Raw genomic sequence first — 14,416 nt, forward strand, 5'->3', positions numbered from 1 at the left:
GCCCTCCTTGAGGGCGTTTCCTCCCTAGACTTGGGCCGCTTGTTGTTTCGAGCGGCCCTTTTTCTTACGCCGCCGCTGCGTCGATGGTCGCAATCATGGTCCTCATATCGGTCGCCAGCTCGCGATAATGCCCGCCTAGCCGCTGGTATAGTTCGCGGTTGCTCCCATCCAGCGTCCTGCTCGCGATCAGCTCGCATTCGTTGGCGAGGGTCTCAAAACGTTCCAGCTTCGCTTGGAGAGCAGACATGGCGGGCGTTTCCCTGACTGTTACTGAGGGAGTTGCGACGCTACTCCTCCGGCTGCGTCTAGCGTAGCATAATTATACGATAGAACTAAATTCTTCCCGACAGCGACATTGACCGATTGATGGGGGATGGAACTGTAGCCGCAGGATGGGTGGAGCGATTTGTCCGCCGTAGCTCGAACAGCGAAGGCGGAAGCGATCCCCATCCTGTCTCCGCGCGCATTGATGGACATGGCAGCGTTTCATCTGTCCTACGAACTGCCAGCGGTTTACGGTTCAGTTCGAAGTGCCTGCTCGAGAAACTCCCGCAATGCCCTGACCCGAGGCAAATTAGCCTTGTAGCTCGGCCACACCAGAAAGATCGGGACGGGATCCAAGGCGATATCCGGCGATACCAGCGACAATCGACCCTGGTTCAGATTTTCCGTGACAAGAAAATCCGGGAGGATAGCCGCGCCTACCCCCGCGAGGGCCATATCATGGATTGCGTAGATGTCGCTCAGCACCATGCGCGGCTTGATCTGCAGATGCTTTGAAACCCCGGCGTGCCGTACCGACCATACCGTTCGCGGCGCGTAGGTGCGCTGTACGAGGCAACGATCCGACTCGAGGTCTTCGATTTTCTTGATGGGTCGTGAATTCAGAAACGTCGGAGTTGCGCATAAAAACGGCTTGATCCAGCCCACTGACCTGGCATCAAGCCCGGTCACCTGCGGCTCGGCTAACCTGATCGCGAAATCATAGCCATCCTTGAACAGGTCCGCGTAGCGATCGAAGAAGTCGATTTGCAAATGCACCTGAGGATGCAGTTCCGAGAATTGGGCGAGAGCCGGCAGAACACATGTGCGCCCGTATCCGAGAGGAGCCGTGACCCGAAGCGAACCTTGGGCGTGACCGTGATCGTCGTTGAGGTCGGCATCGGCCGCCGCAAGACCTGTCACCAGCGCACGAACAGACTCGCAGTAGCGAGCGCCCGCCTCGGTAAGAGACAATCGCCTTGTCGTACGTTCAAGCAGCTTGCACGCCAGATGCTGCTCAAGATCGGCTACGCGCCGGCTCACGGTCGATTGCGTGACACCAAGCTCCCGTGCAGCCGACGCGAACCCGCCCAAATCCACCACTTTGAGAAATGTTGCGACGTTCTGCAGATTGGGACCACTCATCGAAAAAACCGATAACTGAAATCTTTGCCTCCCAAGGAGTGCTCCTTCGCAACCTATAGTACGTTGATTTCCGGAGCAAACCTGAGGCGGGGACGGGTGGAGCACAAGCGTCTCCAGAACCGGCGCTGATCGATGCGTCAAACTGGGACTGTGTTCGGGCAATAAGAAAAGCCTACTGGAGCAAGGAAACACCATCATGATCAAGCTGACGCGGCGGGATGCTCTCGCCGGCTTGCTGGCTGCTGCGACCACGAGAACGGGCTTCGCAGCCGAGGAGATGCCGGGGATCACGGCGCAGGAAATCAAGATCGGCGAAACCGTACCGTTCTCAGGTCCGGCATCTGCCTATGGCGTCGTTGGACGGGCTCACGAAGCCTTCTTCTCGATGATAAACGACCGCGGCGGAGTGAACGGCCGAAAGATCGAGCTCCTCTGCCTTGATGATGCCTATAGCCCACCGAAGACGGTCGAGCAGACCAGGAAGCTCGTTGAGCAGGACGAGGTGGCGCTGATCTTCGGCAGCCTGGGTACGCCCACGAACCTTGCGATACGCAAGTATCTGAATGCGAAAGGCGTGCCCCATCTCCTTCTTGCCGCGGGGGCAACCAATCTCACGGACCCTGCCCAATATCCCTGGACCATGCCGTGGCAGCCGAACTATTTCGACGAAGCGTCTACTTATGCGAAGCGCATCCTTGCAGACAAGCCGGGCGCCAAGATCGCGCTCATGTACGCGAACGACGATTCGGGAAGGGACTACGCCACGGGATTCAAGGCCGGCCTTGGCGACAAGGTGTCGCTGCTTGCCGGTGAAGCGACGTACGATACATCGGAGCCGACGGTCACCTCTCAGTTGGCGAAATTGAAATCGTCCGAAGCGACGGCCTTCTTCTTTCACGCGACGCCCAAGTTTGGCGCCCAGATCATAAGAGGAATCCACGAGCTTGGCTGGAAGCCCGCCACGTTCGTCGCCCAGACCGCAAGCAGCGTTGCCGGCGTCCTCGAACCGGCGGGCTATGAGGCGGCGCAAGGCGTCGTCAGTTCGGCGTATCTCAAGGACGCGAGTGATCCGCAGTGGGCGGACGATACGGAGATGAAGGATTGGCGCGCCTGGATGTCGAAATACCATCCGCAGGGCGACGTGAACGATTACCTGAATGTCTACGCTTACGCGCAGGCTTGGTGCCTTGTGAAGATTCTGGAAGCGGCCGGCCGGGATCTGACCCGAAAGGGCATCATGGCGAGTGCTGCGAGCGTCAACTTTCGTGTTCCAATGCTGCTTCCCGGGATCACGCTCGAGACCAGCAAGACCGATTATCGGTTGATCAAGAAGGTTCGCCTGATGAAGTTTGAAGGCAGGCGATGGATGCTGTTGCCGGAATAGCGCGCTGCGACAGAAGTCTGTTTCGACCAGCCGCTGCGAGACGTCTCGCCGGGCTTGAGCTACCAAGAGGGGTCATGAAGGCAGTTGTCGTCGAGGATTACGATCGCATTGAAAACATCGCGATCAAGAACGTGGCCAAGCCGGAATTGTCTTCGGGGATGGTTCGCGTTCGGGTCCAGGCAGCCGCCGTCGGCTTCGTGGATGGCCTGAAAGTGCAGGGCCTCTACCAGACCAAGGACCCCTTGCCGTTTACGCCGGGCTCGGAATTTGCGGGTGTCGTCGATGCAGTGGCTTCAGATATCGAGGGATTCGCGCCGGGCACGCCGGTGATAGGGATGGTCAGAAACGGCAGTCTCGCCGAGTATATCTGCGCCTCGGCTGCCGACCTGTTCATGACGCCGGATGGCGTCACGCCCGAGATGGGCGCCTCGTTCTTCGCCAACTACCTCACGGCGCTTTACGCGCTCAGCGCACGAGGAAAGCTGCGCAGCGGCGAGACACTCCTGGTCTTGGGCGCTGCAGGCGGCGTTGGAATAGCCGCCGTGCAGCTCGGAAAGTTGCTGGGTGCACGCGTCATTGCGGCGGCCTCGACTGAAGAGAAGCGCCAGTTTGCGATCGAATGTGGTGCGGATGCAGGCTTGGACTACACGCATGAGGGATGGCGAGACGAACTCAAAAGACTTACGGGAAGTCATGGCGCAGACGTCATCTATGATCCGGTCGGGGGCGAGTTGAGCCTGCAGGCGTTTCGCTCGATTGCCTGGAATGGCCGGCACCTCGTGATCGGCTTCGCGTCGGGAAACATCCCGGCGCTGAAGTTCAATTTGCCTCTTCTAAAAGGAGGTGCACTTTTGGGCGTCGACCTGGCCCAGATTGGCCGTCGTGAGCCTGAGGTGCGGGAGCGGGTGATTGCGCAACTGTTCACCTGGCTGAGCAACAAGACACTTGTTCCCGTGGTGGGCAGGATTTTTGCCTTTGAGGATTTTCGTGGAGCATTCGCGGCGATGACGACGCGCTCGGCGCTCGGGAAGATGGTCGTTCGGATCGATTGACGATCGTTGCGCTTCACAGATCCCGTCGACTTTCCGGCGCACACTTGCGCGCCTGATGGCTCGCCGAACGGGGTAGCGCAACGCGCGGTCAGATGAAGGGGGGCACCGGGGGGCGGGCCACCAAATGGAACTCGTTTTGCAGTGCAGCGCACGCAATCCTCGTCGTCGGTTGCCGATTCAAAATCCCCCGATAGCGTTCATGGCTTGGTGACTCAAAAGTGCTGATGTGAGCGGGCTCGCAATTGCTCCAGGTAGGTTCCAGCCATGTCCGGACAGGTGTCAGCTTCTCGCGGCCGAACTTTCTTGGCCGGGAAGATCGTCTTCAATTTCGGGCGGTCCGCGTTCGACTGCACGGTCCGGCAGCTCACCGATGCGGGCGCGACGGTGGAACTCGAAGCCACGATCGGCATTCCCGACCACGTCCAACTGCTGCTTGTCGGCACCAACCAGGTGAGGCCGTGCAAACGGCTGTGGCAGTCGGACCGGCAGCTCGGCCTTGCCTTTGAGGAGCAGCGGGCAAGTGCCGCGGCGCCGGCGCCTGCAGTTCCTGCCGCTCCCGCGCCGGCCGCCATTCCCGAGCGGCGCAGCGGCGATATCCTGCGCGGGCACATGCTGGCGCTGCGGGCGGCGCTCGATCAGATCCCGGTCGGCATCCTGCTCCTGGACGCAGAGCTGAAAGCCCAGTTCATCAACCGCGCGTTCCGGAACATGTGGGCGCTCCCCGACGCGGTTGCCGACCGCAACCCCAGCTTCACCGATCTGATGCATCACGGCTGCAAGATCATGGCCTATGAGCTGCCGGCCGAGCAGCTCCAGGCCTATGTTGCCGAGCGCGTCCGTCTTGTGAGCGTCGGGGACGCAAACCCGATCGATCTCAGGCGCAGCAACGGCGATGTGGTTCGGTGTCAGTGCACGCCGCTGCCCGACGGCGGACGGATGGTGAGCTATACGCCCGTGACCGACATCGTGCGCGCGTCCGACAAGCTGAAGGTGCTGACCGGTGCGCTTGAGAATGTTGAGGACGGTGTCGTGCTGCTCGATGGTGATCTCAATGCGATCTTCCTCAACCGGAGAATGCGGGATTTCTGGGAGGTGAGCGAGGAGGAGGTCGCGCGGCATCCGGCTTACGTCACGCTTATCACGCGCAATCGCCGCGCAGTCCCGACCGGCGCGACGCCGGAGCAGGTCAAAGCCTTTCCGGCGAAGCGGATCGCGGAGATCAAGGCCGGCGATCACAAGCGCGACGTGCAGACGCCGGACGGCCGCAACATCAGGGTCCATTGCTCGACGATGGCAAACGGCGGTCGGATGCTGACCTTTGTCGACGTCACCGATCTCGTACGCAACGCGCAACAGCTCGAGGTGCTCGCGACCACCGATCCGCTCACCGGCCTGTTCAACCGCAGGCACTTCCTGACCACGTTGGATGCAGAGTGGAGCCGGTTTCAGCGCTACTACCGTTCCGTATCCGTCTTGATGGTCGATATCGATCACTTCAAGAGCATCAACGACCGGTTCGGCCATGCGGTCGGCGACGAGGCGATCAAGGCCGTTGCCGAGATTTGCATTCGCGGGAAACGCAAGTCCGACGTTGTGGGCCGCGTCGGAGGCGAGGAGTTTGCCGTCCTCTTGCCGGAAACGACGTTGTCGCGCGCCCGCACGGTCGCCGAGCGCATTCGCAAGCGGGCGGAAGCGTTGACCCTGGGCGCGGATGATCGTCCGGTGTCGCTCACGGTGAGCATCGGCGTTGCCGAGGCCTTCACGAGCATGCCCGGGATAGAAGCCCTGATGAGGGCCGCCGATGCGGCGCTGTACCAGGCCAAGGAGCGTGGCCGAAATCGTGTCGAGTGCTGGGCGCCTCCGGCGCCACCGAAGCTGGCAGCGGAGTAGGCGAAGCGCCACGCGTCCCGTTCTCATCGGTCGGCTCACAACTAGAGCGAAATTAATTCAGATGCCGCAACTTAAAGACTGCTTTGTCAGGCGCCTGTCAGGTTCCCATAAGGACTGGTAATACATGGTTGCGCGGCGGCCACGATTGTTGCGTTTTTGCAACGACACCTGAACATTTAATCCTAAAAGCAGCCCATCCGTAGTCGCGCCGCTTTTTAGCCACACCCTCCCATGAAAGGATATTCACCTAGCTGAATAGCCAGCGCTCCGACGACGGGACATTTTTTCGGGTTCCGGCGTTGATGGAGGAAAGAGCGCAGGAAAAGAGCGTCGGAACAGGGTCGCGATGGACGTCAAGACGAACATCAAGAGCAGGCTGCCGAGCCGTCACGTGACGGAAGGGCCCCAGCGCGCGCCGCATCGTTCCTATCTCTACGCGATGGGGCTGACGACAGCCCAGATTCATCAACCGTTTGTCGGCGTTGCTTCATGTTGGAATGAAGCGGCCCCCTGCAACATTTCGCTGATGCGCCAGGCGCAGGCAGTGAAGAAGGGCGTGGCTTCCGCCGGCGGCACGCCGCGCGAGTTCTGCACCATCACCGTGACCGACGGCATCGCGATGGGCCATGACGGCATGCGCTCGTCGCTGCCGTCGCGCGAATGCATCGCCGATTCGGTCGAGCTCACCGTCCGCGGCCACGCCTATGACGCGCTGGTCGGGCTCGCCGGCTGCGACAAGTCGCTGCCGGGCATGATGATGGCGATGGTCCGGCTCAACGTGCCCTCGATCTTCATCTATGGCGGCTCGATCCTGCCCGGCAACTTCCGCGGGCAACCGGTTACCGTGCAGGACATGTTCGAGGCGGTCGGCAAGCATTCGGTCGGCGCCATGTCGGACGAGGACCTCGACGAGATCGAGCGGGTGGCGTGCCCGTCGGCTGGCGCCTGCGGCGCCCAGTTCACCGCCAACACCATGGCGACCGTGTCCGAGGCGATTGGCCTCGCGCTGCCGTATTCGGCCGGGGCGCCGGCGCCCTACGAGATCCGCGACTCCTTCTGCGCCGCCGCCGGCGAGAAGGTGATGGAGCTGATCCAGAAAAACATCCGGCCGCGCGACATCGTTACCCGCGAAGCCCTTGAGAATGCTGCGGCTGTGGTTGCGGCCTCGGGCGGCTCGACCAATGCTGCGCTGCACCTGCCGGCGATCGCCCATGAGTGCGGCATTAAATTCAATTTGTTCGACGTTGCCGAAATCTTCAAAAAGACTCCTTACGTCGCGGATTTGAAGCCGGGCGGCCGTTATGTTGCCAAAGACATGTTTGAAGTAGGTGGCATTCCGCTGCTGATGAAGACGCTGCTCGACAATGGCCACCTGCACGGGAATTGCCTGACCGTCACTGGCCGAACGATCGCCGAAAACCTCAAAAGCGTGAAATGGAATCCGCACCAGGATGTGGTGCGGCCGGCCGACAAACCTATCACCGTGACAGGTGGCGTTGTCGGTCTGAAGGGTAATCTCGCTCCGGAGGGTGCGATCGTGAAGGTCGCGGGCATGTCCAACCTGAAGTTTACCGGTCCGGCCCGGTGCTTCGACCGCGAGGAAGACGCCTTCGAGGCGGTGCAGAAGCGCACCTATAAGGAAGGCGAAGTGATTGTGATCCGCTACGAGGGGCCGAAGGGCGGTCCCGGGATGCGGGAGATGCTGGCGACCACGGCGGCGCTGACCGGGCAGGGGATGGGGGGCAAGGTTGCCCTGATCACCGATGGCCGGTTCTCCGGCGCCACCCGTGGCTTCTGCATCGGACATATTGGACCTGAAGCGGCCGTCGGCGGGCCGATCGGGTTATTGCAGGACGGCGACATCATCGAGATCGATGCGGTCGCCGGCGCACTTGACGTAAAATTGAGCGACGCCGAGCTCGCAAATCGTAAGACCAAATGGGCCCCTCGCGCGACTAACCACACATCTGGTGCGCTGTGGAAGTACGCCGAGCAAGTGGGGCCGGCGGTGGATGGCGCAGTCACCCATCCGGGTGGCGCGCACGAGAAACAGTGTTATGCGGACGTTTAAGCGTACGATTTTTGCGTTTGCGTTAGGGGCCATTCCGGTGGCGGGCCCTGGATTCGGATTCGACGGAGCCCCGGTAAGCCCCCAGGATACCGTTCTTCCGGTGGTTTCCCCGCAGCCGGGGACGGCCGCCGCGCTGAAGCGGGCTGCGAGCCCGGTCGCACCGACCGCGACCGCGCCGACCTCCTCGTTCAGCACTCTGCAGTATCAGGCCGAGGGCGGCCATCCCGTGGCGCAGTGGAAGCTCGGCAAGATGTACGCCGAGGGCGACGGCGTGATCCAGGACGACATGCGCGCCTTCGAGTATTTCAGCCGGATCGCCAATGCGCATGCCGAGGATTCCCCGTCGGCGCCGCAGGCCTCGATCGTGGCCAACGCCTTCGTGGCGCTCGGCCGCTATTATCTGAGCGGCATTCCCAATTCCAAGGTGAAGGCGGACACCGAGCGGGCGCGGGAGATGTTCTCCTATGCGGCGTCCTATTTCGGTAACGCCGACGCCCAGTACGACCTTGCCCGGCTGTACCTGAAGACGCCCGACGCCTCGCGGGACGATTTCCGCTATGGCGCGCGCTGGCTCGGGCTCGCCGCCCAGAAGGGCCAGCATCAGGCGCAGGCGCTGCTCGGCCAGATGCTATTCAACGGCGACCGGCTGCCGCCGCAGCGGGCGCGCGGCCTGATGTGGCTGACCCTGGCGCGTGACAGCGCAACGCCCGACGAGGCCTGGATCAAGGAAAGCTACAACCGGGCGATCGCCAAGGCGTCGGAAGACGACCGTGCGATGGCGCTGCAGATGCTCGAGCACTGGGTGCAAGGTCGTCGCGATTAGAGGCCGCCGCGACTGATATCGCGGGCGGCCTTCGGGGCTTGCCTGGGGCTCAGGCGGTCTCGAAATCGAGATCGGCCCAGACCGGGACATGGTCGGACGGCTTCTCCCAGGCGCGGACATAGCTGTCGATACCGACATCGATCAGCCGATCGCTGGCCTGCGGCGACATCAGCAGATGGTCGATCCGCAGGCCCCAGTTCTTCTGCCAGGCGCCGGCCTGATAGTCCCAGAAAGTGTACTGGCCGGGCTCGTCATTGACCGCACGCAGCGCATCGGTCAGGCCGAGGCCGAGCAGCGACTGGAAGGCCTCCCGGGTCTGAGGCCGGAACAGGGCGTCGTCGGTCCAGGCGGCCGGATTGTAGACGTCGCGGGCCGCCGGGATGACGTTGTAGTCGCCGGCCAGGATCAGCGGCTCCTCGGCCTTAAGCCGTTCCTTCGCGTACTCAAGAAGCCGCGACATCCATTTGAGCTTGTAGGGATATTTGTCGGTATTAGCGGGGTTGCCGTTGGGCAGATAAAGGCACGCGACCCGCACCACGCCCTGCTTCAGCGTGACGACGCCTTCGAGGAAGCGGGCATGGGCATCCTCGTCGTCACCGGCTAGGCCGGATTTGGTCTCGTCGAACGGCAGCTTGGAGAGCAGCGCGACGCCGTTGAAGGTCTTCTGCCCGTGGGTGACGACATTATACCCGAGCGCCTCGACCTCGAGCCGGGGAAACGCGTCATCGACGCATTTGATCTCCTGCAGGCAGACGATGTCCGGAGAGCACTCCTTCAGCCAGGCGACCAGCAGCTCGATCCGTTGCCGGACCGAGTTGACGTTCCAGGTGGCGATGCGAACAGTCATCGGAAGTCCTCTATTTGACGCGGCGCGTCGGCAAGCGCTCCGCCTGGTCCAAGCGTTTCCGCATCTCGATGTGTGGGATGCCGGCTTCCTCGAACTCGTCGCCGCACCGTTCGAACCCGGCGCGCGCATAGAACGGCTCCGCGTGCGTCTGCGCGTTGAGGATCAGTTCGGGATAGCCGAGTTCGGCCGCCTTGGCCATCAGCGCCTCCAGCACCCGGGCGCCAACGCCCGTGCCGCGTGCCATTTTGAGCACGGCCATGCGGCCGATATGGCCGTCGGGGAGCAGCCGGCCTGTCGCCACGGCGGTGCCGTCCTCGGCCAATGCCAGCGCATGCCAGCTCGACGCGTCCATGTCGTCCCACTCCAGTTCGACCGGCACGCCCTGTTCTTCGACAAAGACATTGTAACGGATGGCGCCGGCGCGTTCGCGGGCGTCTTCCCAGCTGCAGATCAGGACGGAGGTGGACATAAGGCAGCGATTCGCAGCGCTCGACGCGGCGCAGTTTTTCACTTTGGTGGCATACCATGCGCAGCCCTGCTGTGCTAACCCTCTCCAGAAACAAGGCGTAACAATTGCCGACGGGGGAGTTGCGAAGCGTCCCGGCCCTCAAGGGGAGCGGGCGGCGCACGTGCAAAACTTATGAAAAAACGCAGTTTGGTTCTGACTGTCGCTGTTCTCGGCATTGCGGCCGGGGCGGCTTACATGACCCGCGCTTCATGGATGAGTGGCGGTGCCGCCACTGCACACGGGACCCCGCGGCCGCGGGTCGTCTCGGTGGACCTCGCCAAGGCGGAACGCAAATCGGTTCCGGTCGATGTCGATGCGATCGGACAGGTCACGCCGATCTCCAGCGTGGCGCTGAAGTCGCGGCTGGAGACCACCATCGTCTCGGTCCATTTCGAGGACGGCGCCAGGGTCAATGAAGGCGACCTGCTGTTCATGCTCGACGCGCGGCAGATCGATGCCCAGATCGAGCAGGCCGAGGGCGTCTTGGCCCGCGACCAGGCCCAGCTCGAGGGCGCGCAGCGCGACTTGCGCCGCTACACCGAGCTGGTCGGCAAGGGCGCGACCACCCAGGTCAACCTCGACAATGCCAAGACCCAGTCCGACGTCCTGATCGGCACCATCAAGGCCGACCAGTTCGCGCTGGAAAATCTCCGCGTCCAGAAAAGCTACACTGTCATCCGAGCGCCGTTCTCGGGGCGGATCAGCGCCGCCAACGTCAAGGTCGGGAACTTCGTCCGTCCCGCCGACACCCAGCCGCTCGCGGTCATCAACCAGATGGCGCCGGTCTATGTCACCTTCGCGATCCCGCAGCGTGCGCTGGTCGATTTGCGCGACGCCATGGGGAAGGGCGATTCAAAGGTGATCGCAACCATTCCCGGCCACCAGCGCTCCGAGAGCGGCAAGGTCGCGATGGTCGAGAACGCCGTCGATGCGACCACCGGCATGGTGACCGTGCGCGGCATCATGAACAATGCCAGCGAGACGCTGTGGCCCGGCACCATCGTGCAGACCAAGCTGATCATCCGCAGCGAGGACGCCGTCGTGGTGCCGACGGTCGCGGTCCAGCGCAGCCAGAACGGCAATTTCGTCTTCGTCGTCAGGGACGGCGTCGCCAAGGTCCAGCCGGTCAAGGTCGATCGCACCTTCCAGGGCTCATCGGTGATCTCGGACGGTTTGGCGGGCGATGAAAGCGTCGTCGTCGACGGCCAGCTGCTGCTGTCGGAGGGATCGCGGGTCGAGCTGCGGGCGCGTAAGGCCGGAGCCTGACCGATGACGCTGTCCGAGCTCTGCATCCGCCGTCCGGTCATGACGACGCTGATCACGGCGTCGATCATCGCATTCGGCGTGTTCGGCTTCCGCCTGCTGCCGGTCTCGGCGCTGCCGAAGGTCGACTTCCCGACCATCGCGGTCACGGCGACGCTGCCCGGCGCCAGCGCCGACACCATGGCGGCATCGGTTGCCGGCATCATCGAGCGCCAGCTCTCGACCATCGCCGGCATCTCCTCGATGAACTCGAACTCCTCGCAGGGCACGAGCGTCATCACCATCCAGTTCGACCTCAACCGCAGCATCGATGCCGCCGCGCTCGACGTGCAGACGGCATTGACGATCGCGCAGCGCCGGCTGCCGATCGAGATGACGATTCCGCCGAGCTTCCGGAAGGTGAACCCGGCGGATTTCCCGGTACTGTTCGTCTCGCTGGGATCGGCGACGCTGCCGCTGTCGGCGGTCAATGAATATGGCGACATCACGATCGGGCAGGCGCTGTCGCAATTGCCGGGCGTCGCGCAGGTCCTGATCTACGGCGCGCAGAAATTTGCGATCCGCGTCCAGGCCGATCCGGAAGCCGCTGCCGCCCGCGGAGTCTCGATGGAGGATATCCGTGCCGCGGTGTCGCGCGCCAATTCCTCGACGCCGGTCGGCACGCTGAACGGTCCGAAGCAGGACGTTGCATTGCAGGCCTCCGGCCAGATGGACAAGGCTGCCGACTACCGCCAGATCTATGTCGCCTGGCGCAACGGCTCGCCGGTCCGCCTCGACGAGATCGCCAAGGTCTATGACAGCGTCGAGAACGACAAGATCGCGACCTGGATGAACGACGAGCGCGCGATCGTGCTCGCGATCCAGAAGCAGCCCGACGCCAATACCGTGGCCGTCGTCGACGCCGTCCTTGCAAAACTGCCGTCGCTGCGCGCCGCGATTCCGCCCTCGGTGACCATGCAGGTCATGATGGACCGTTCGGTCTCGATCCGGCAGGCGGTCAGCGACGTCGAGGAAACCCTGCTGATCGCGATCGCGCTCGTGATCCTCGTGATCTTCCTGTTCCTGCGCTCGGCGTCGGCGACCTTTATCCCGGCGCTGGCGGTGCCGATCTCGCTGTTCGGCACCTGCGCTGTGATGTACGCGCTGGATTACTCGATCAACAACATGACGCTGCTGGCGCTGACGCTCTCGGTGGGCTTCGTGGTCGATGATGCCATCGTCATGCTGGAGAACATCGTCCGCCATATCGAGCACGGCATGAAGCCGTTCGAGGCGGCGCTGAAGGGCGCCCGCGAGATCGGCTTCACCATCATCTCGATCACCTTCTCGCTGATCGCCGTGTTCATCCCGGTGCTCTTGATGGGCGGCATCGTCGGCCGCGTGTTCCGCGAATTCGCGGTCACGATCTCGGTCTCGATCATCGTCTCCGGCTTCGTGTCGCTCACGCTGACGCCGATGCTGTGCGCCCGCGTGCTGCGCGCGCATGATGCGGCCAAGCGGCCGAACATCGTGCTGCGGGCATTCGAGGCGATGTTCGAGGCCTGGCTGCGCGCCTATGAATGGGCGCTGGACTGGGTGCTGGCCAAGAAAGCGCTGATGCTGGTGGTGACGCTCGCGACGCTCGGCGGCACCATCTACCTCTACATGATCGTGCCGAAGGGCTTCTTTCCGCAGGAGGATACCGGCTTCCTGATCGGCGTGACCGAGGCCGCGACCGACACCTCGTTCGAGGCGATGAAGGTACGTCAGCAGGCGCTGGTCGAGGTGCTGCGGACCGATCCGGCGATCGAGTACATCAATTCCACGGTTGGCTCCGGTGGTCCGAATCCGACCGCGAATTACGGCCGGCTGTTCATCGCGCTGAAGCCGCAGAAGATACGCGACAGCGCCGCCGTCGTGGTCGGCCGTCTCCGCCAGAAGGCCCGCGAGATCCCGGGCATGCAGGCGTTCTTCCAGAGCATCCAGAACCTCAACATCGGCGGGCGGATTTCCAAGAGCCAGTATCAGTATGTGATGCAGAGCGGCGATACCGAGGCGCTGTACCGCCTCGCGCCTGACATGCGCGACAAGATCGAGAAGATCGCAGGGCTCCTCGACGTCACCACCGACCTCTACATCAAGAACCCGCAGATGACGGTCGACATCGACCGCGAGAAGGCGGCGGTCTACGGCGTCACCGTCGATCAGGTCCGCAACCAGCTCTACAACGCCTATGGCGCGCGGCAGGTCGGCACCATCTACATGCCGTCGAACGACTACCAGATCATCCTGGAGGTGCAGCCGCAGTTCCGGGTGGATCCGTCCGATCTGTCAAAGCTCTACATGAAGACCGCGAACGGCCAGACCATTCCGCTCGATGCGGTGGCGCGGCTGGTGCCGACGGTCGGACCGCTGCAGATCAACCACCAGGGCCAGCAGCCGGCGGTGACGATCTCGTTCAACCTCGCGCCCGGCAATTCGCTCGGCTACGCGGTCGACAAGATCACCGAGCTCGAGCAGACCGCGAACCTGCCGCCGACCATCGCGACCGGCTTCTCCGGTACCGCGCAGGTGTTCCAGGATTCGCTGCGCGGGCAGGGCGTCCTGATCCTCGCCGCGGTGTTCGCTGCCTTCGTGATCCTCGGCATTCTCTACGAGAGCTTCATCCACCCGATCACCATCATCTCCGGCCTGCCGTCGGCCGGCATCGGCGCGATCCTGACGCTGATGCTGTTCGGCATGGAGCTGTCGGTCATCGCGATGATCGGCATCGTGATGCTGGTCGGCATCGTCAAGAAGAACGCGATCATGATGGTCGACTTCGCGCTGGAGCGCCGCCGTGTCGGTCTCAGCGCCGAGCACGCGATCCGCGAGGCCGCGCTGCTGCGCTTCCGCCCGATCATGATGACGACGTTCGCGGCGATCTTCGGCACGCTGCCGATCGCGCTCGGCGCGGGCGCCGGCGCCGAGCTGCGTCAGCCGCTCGGTGTCGCCGTGGTCGGCGGCCTCTGCGTATCGCAGCTGCTGACGCTGTTCATCACGCCCGTGATCTACATCTATCTCGACCGCATCGACCGCAGGCTGAGGCGCAAGCTCGATCCCCAGGCGGAGGCGGATGGCGACGTCGAGCGGCCGCAGGTGGTTGCGGCGGAATAGCGTAGTCTCTCACGCGAACCCGTTACCGGCTCGCGT

Annotated in this window: 11 protein-coding genes; 7 read left to right on the forward strand and 4 right to left on the reverse strand. The window is 63.1% G+C overall.

The features are described from left to right. Positions 1 to 64: 64 nt before the first annotated feature. A complete protein-coding gene (locus QMZ05_RS10830; protein ID WP_146984079.1) occupies positions 65 to 247 on the reverse strand; it encodes a hypothetical protein in 183 nt (60 codons plus the stop codon). A gap of 266 nt (positions 248 to 513) precedes the next feature. Continuing rightward, positions 514 to 1,407: a LysR family transcriptional regulator gene (locus QMZ05_RS10835; RefSeq protein WP_353700741.1), complete on the reverse strand. Its 894-nt coding sequence runs from the start codon at positions 1,405 to 1,407 to the stop codon at positions 514 to 516. Between the two features lie 196 nt (positions 1,408 to 1,603). Here QMZ05_RS10835 and QMZ05_RS10840 point away from each other — a divergent pair, with 196 nt between their 5' ends. From QMZ05_RS10840 to QMZ05_RS10860, 5 genes are all read left to right on the forward strand, one after another. Continuing rightward, positions 1,604 to 2,791 (forward strand): ABC transporter substrate-binding protein, encoded by a 1,188-nt coding sequence (locus tag QMZ05_RS10840; RefSeq protein ID WP_353700742.1) that lies wholly within the window; start codon positions 1,604 to 1,606, stop codon positions 2,789 to 2,791. A gap of 74 nt (positions 2,792 to 2,865) precedes the next feature. Further along, on the forward strand, positions 2,866 to 3,843 hold the full coding sequence (locus tag QMZ05_RS10845; RefSeq protein WP_353700743.1) for an NADPH:quinone oxidoreductase family protein: 978 nt from the start codon (positions 2,866 to 2,868) through the stop codon (positions 3,841 to 3,843). 303 nt (positions 3,844 to 4,146) lie between these two features. Further along, positions 4,147 to 5,733 carry a diguanylate cyclase gene (locus QMZ05_RS10850; protein WP_353700744.1) on the forward strand — a complete coding sequence of 529 codons (1,587 nt, stop codon included), beginning with the start codon at positions 4,147 to 4,149 and terminating at the stop codon, positions 5,731 to 5,733. Positions 5,734 to 6,079: 346 nt separating this feature from the next. Next, complete coding sequence (ilvD, locus tag QMZ05_RS10855; protein ID WP_353700745.1) at positions 6,080 to 7,804, forward strand: dihydroxy-acid dehydratase; 1,725 nt, start codon at positions 6,080 to 6,082, stop codon at positions 7,802 to 7,804. Further along, entirely contained in the window at positions 7,791 to 8,627 is an 837-nt protein-coding gene (locus QMZ05_RS10860; RefSeq protein WP_167528861.1) for a tetratricopeptide repeat protein, read from the forward strand. Before ilvD ends, QMZ05_RS10860 begins: the two co-directional genes overlap by 14 nt. A gap of 49 nt (positions 8,628 to 8,676) precedes the next feature. Here the strand turns inward: QMZ05_RS10860 and xth are convergent, their stop codons facing one another. Further along, the gene (gene xth, locus QMZ05_RS10865; protein ID WP_279705920.1) at positions 8,677 to 9,474 is read right to left on the reverse strand and encodes an exodeoxyribonuclease III; all 798 of its coding nucleotides are present in this window, start codon (positions 9,472 to 9,474) and stop codon (positions 8,677 to 8,679) included. Positions 9,475 to 9,484: 10 nt separating this feature from the next. Then, positions 9,485 to 9,943: a GNAT family N-acetyltransferase gene (locus QMZ05_RS10870; RefSeq protein ID WP_353700746.1), complete on the reverse strand. Its 459-nt coding sequence runs from the start codon at positions 9,941 to 9,943 to the stop codon at positions 9,485 to 9,487. A 171-nt stretch (positions 9,944 to 10,114) separates the two neighbouring features. Between QMZ05_RS10870 and QMZ05_RS10875 the strand changes: the two genes are divergently transcribed. Next, the gene (locus QMZ05_RS10875; protein WP_353700747.1) at positions 10,115 to 11,248 is read left to right on the forward strand and encodes an efflux RND transporter periplasmic adaptor subunit; all 1,134 of its coding nucleotides are present in this window, start codon (positions 10,115 to 10,117) and stop codon (positions 11,246 to 11,248) included. Positions 11,249 to 11,251: 3 nt separating this feature from the next. Next, positions 11,252 to 14,380, forward strand: a complete 3,129-nt coding sequence (locus QMZ05_RS10880) for an efflux RND transporter permease subunit (protein WP_353700748.1) — start codon at positions 11,252 to 11,254, stop codon at positions 14,378 to 14,380. Positions 14,381 to 14,416 lie beyond the last annotated feature (36 nt).

Origin of the sequence: Bradyrhizobium sp. INPA03-11B, from assembly GCF_040446015.1 — a bacterium.
Taxonomy (GTDB): Bacteria; Pseudomonadota; Alphaproteobacteria; order Rhizobiales; family Xanthobacteraceae; genus Bradyrhizobium; species Bradyrhizobium macuxiense_A.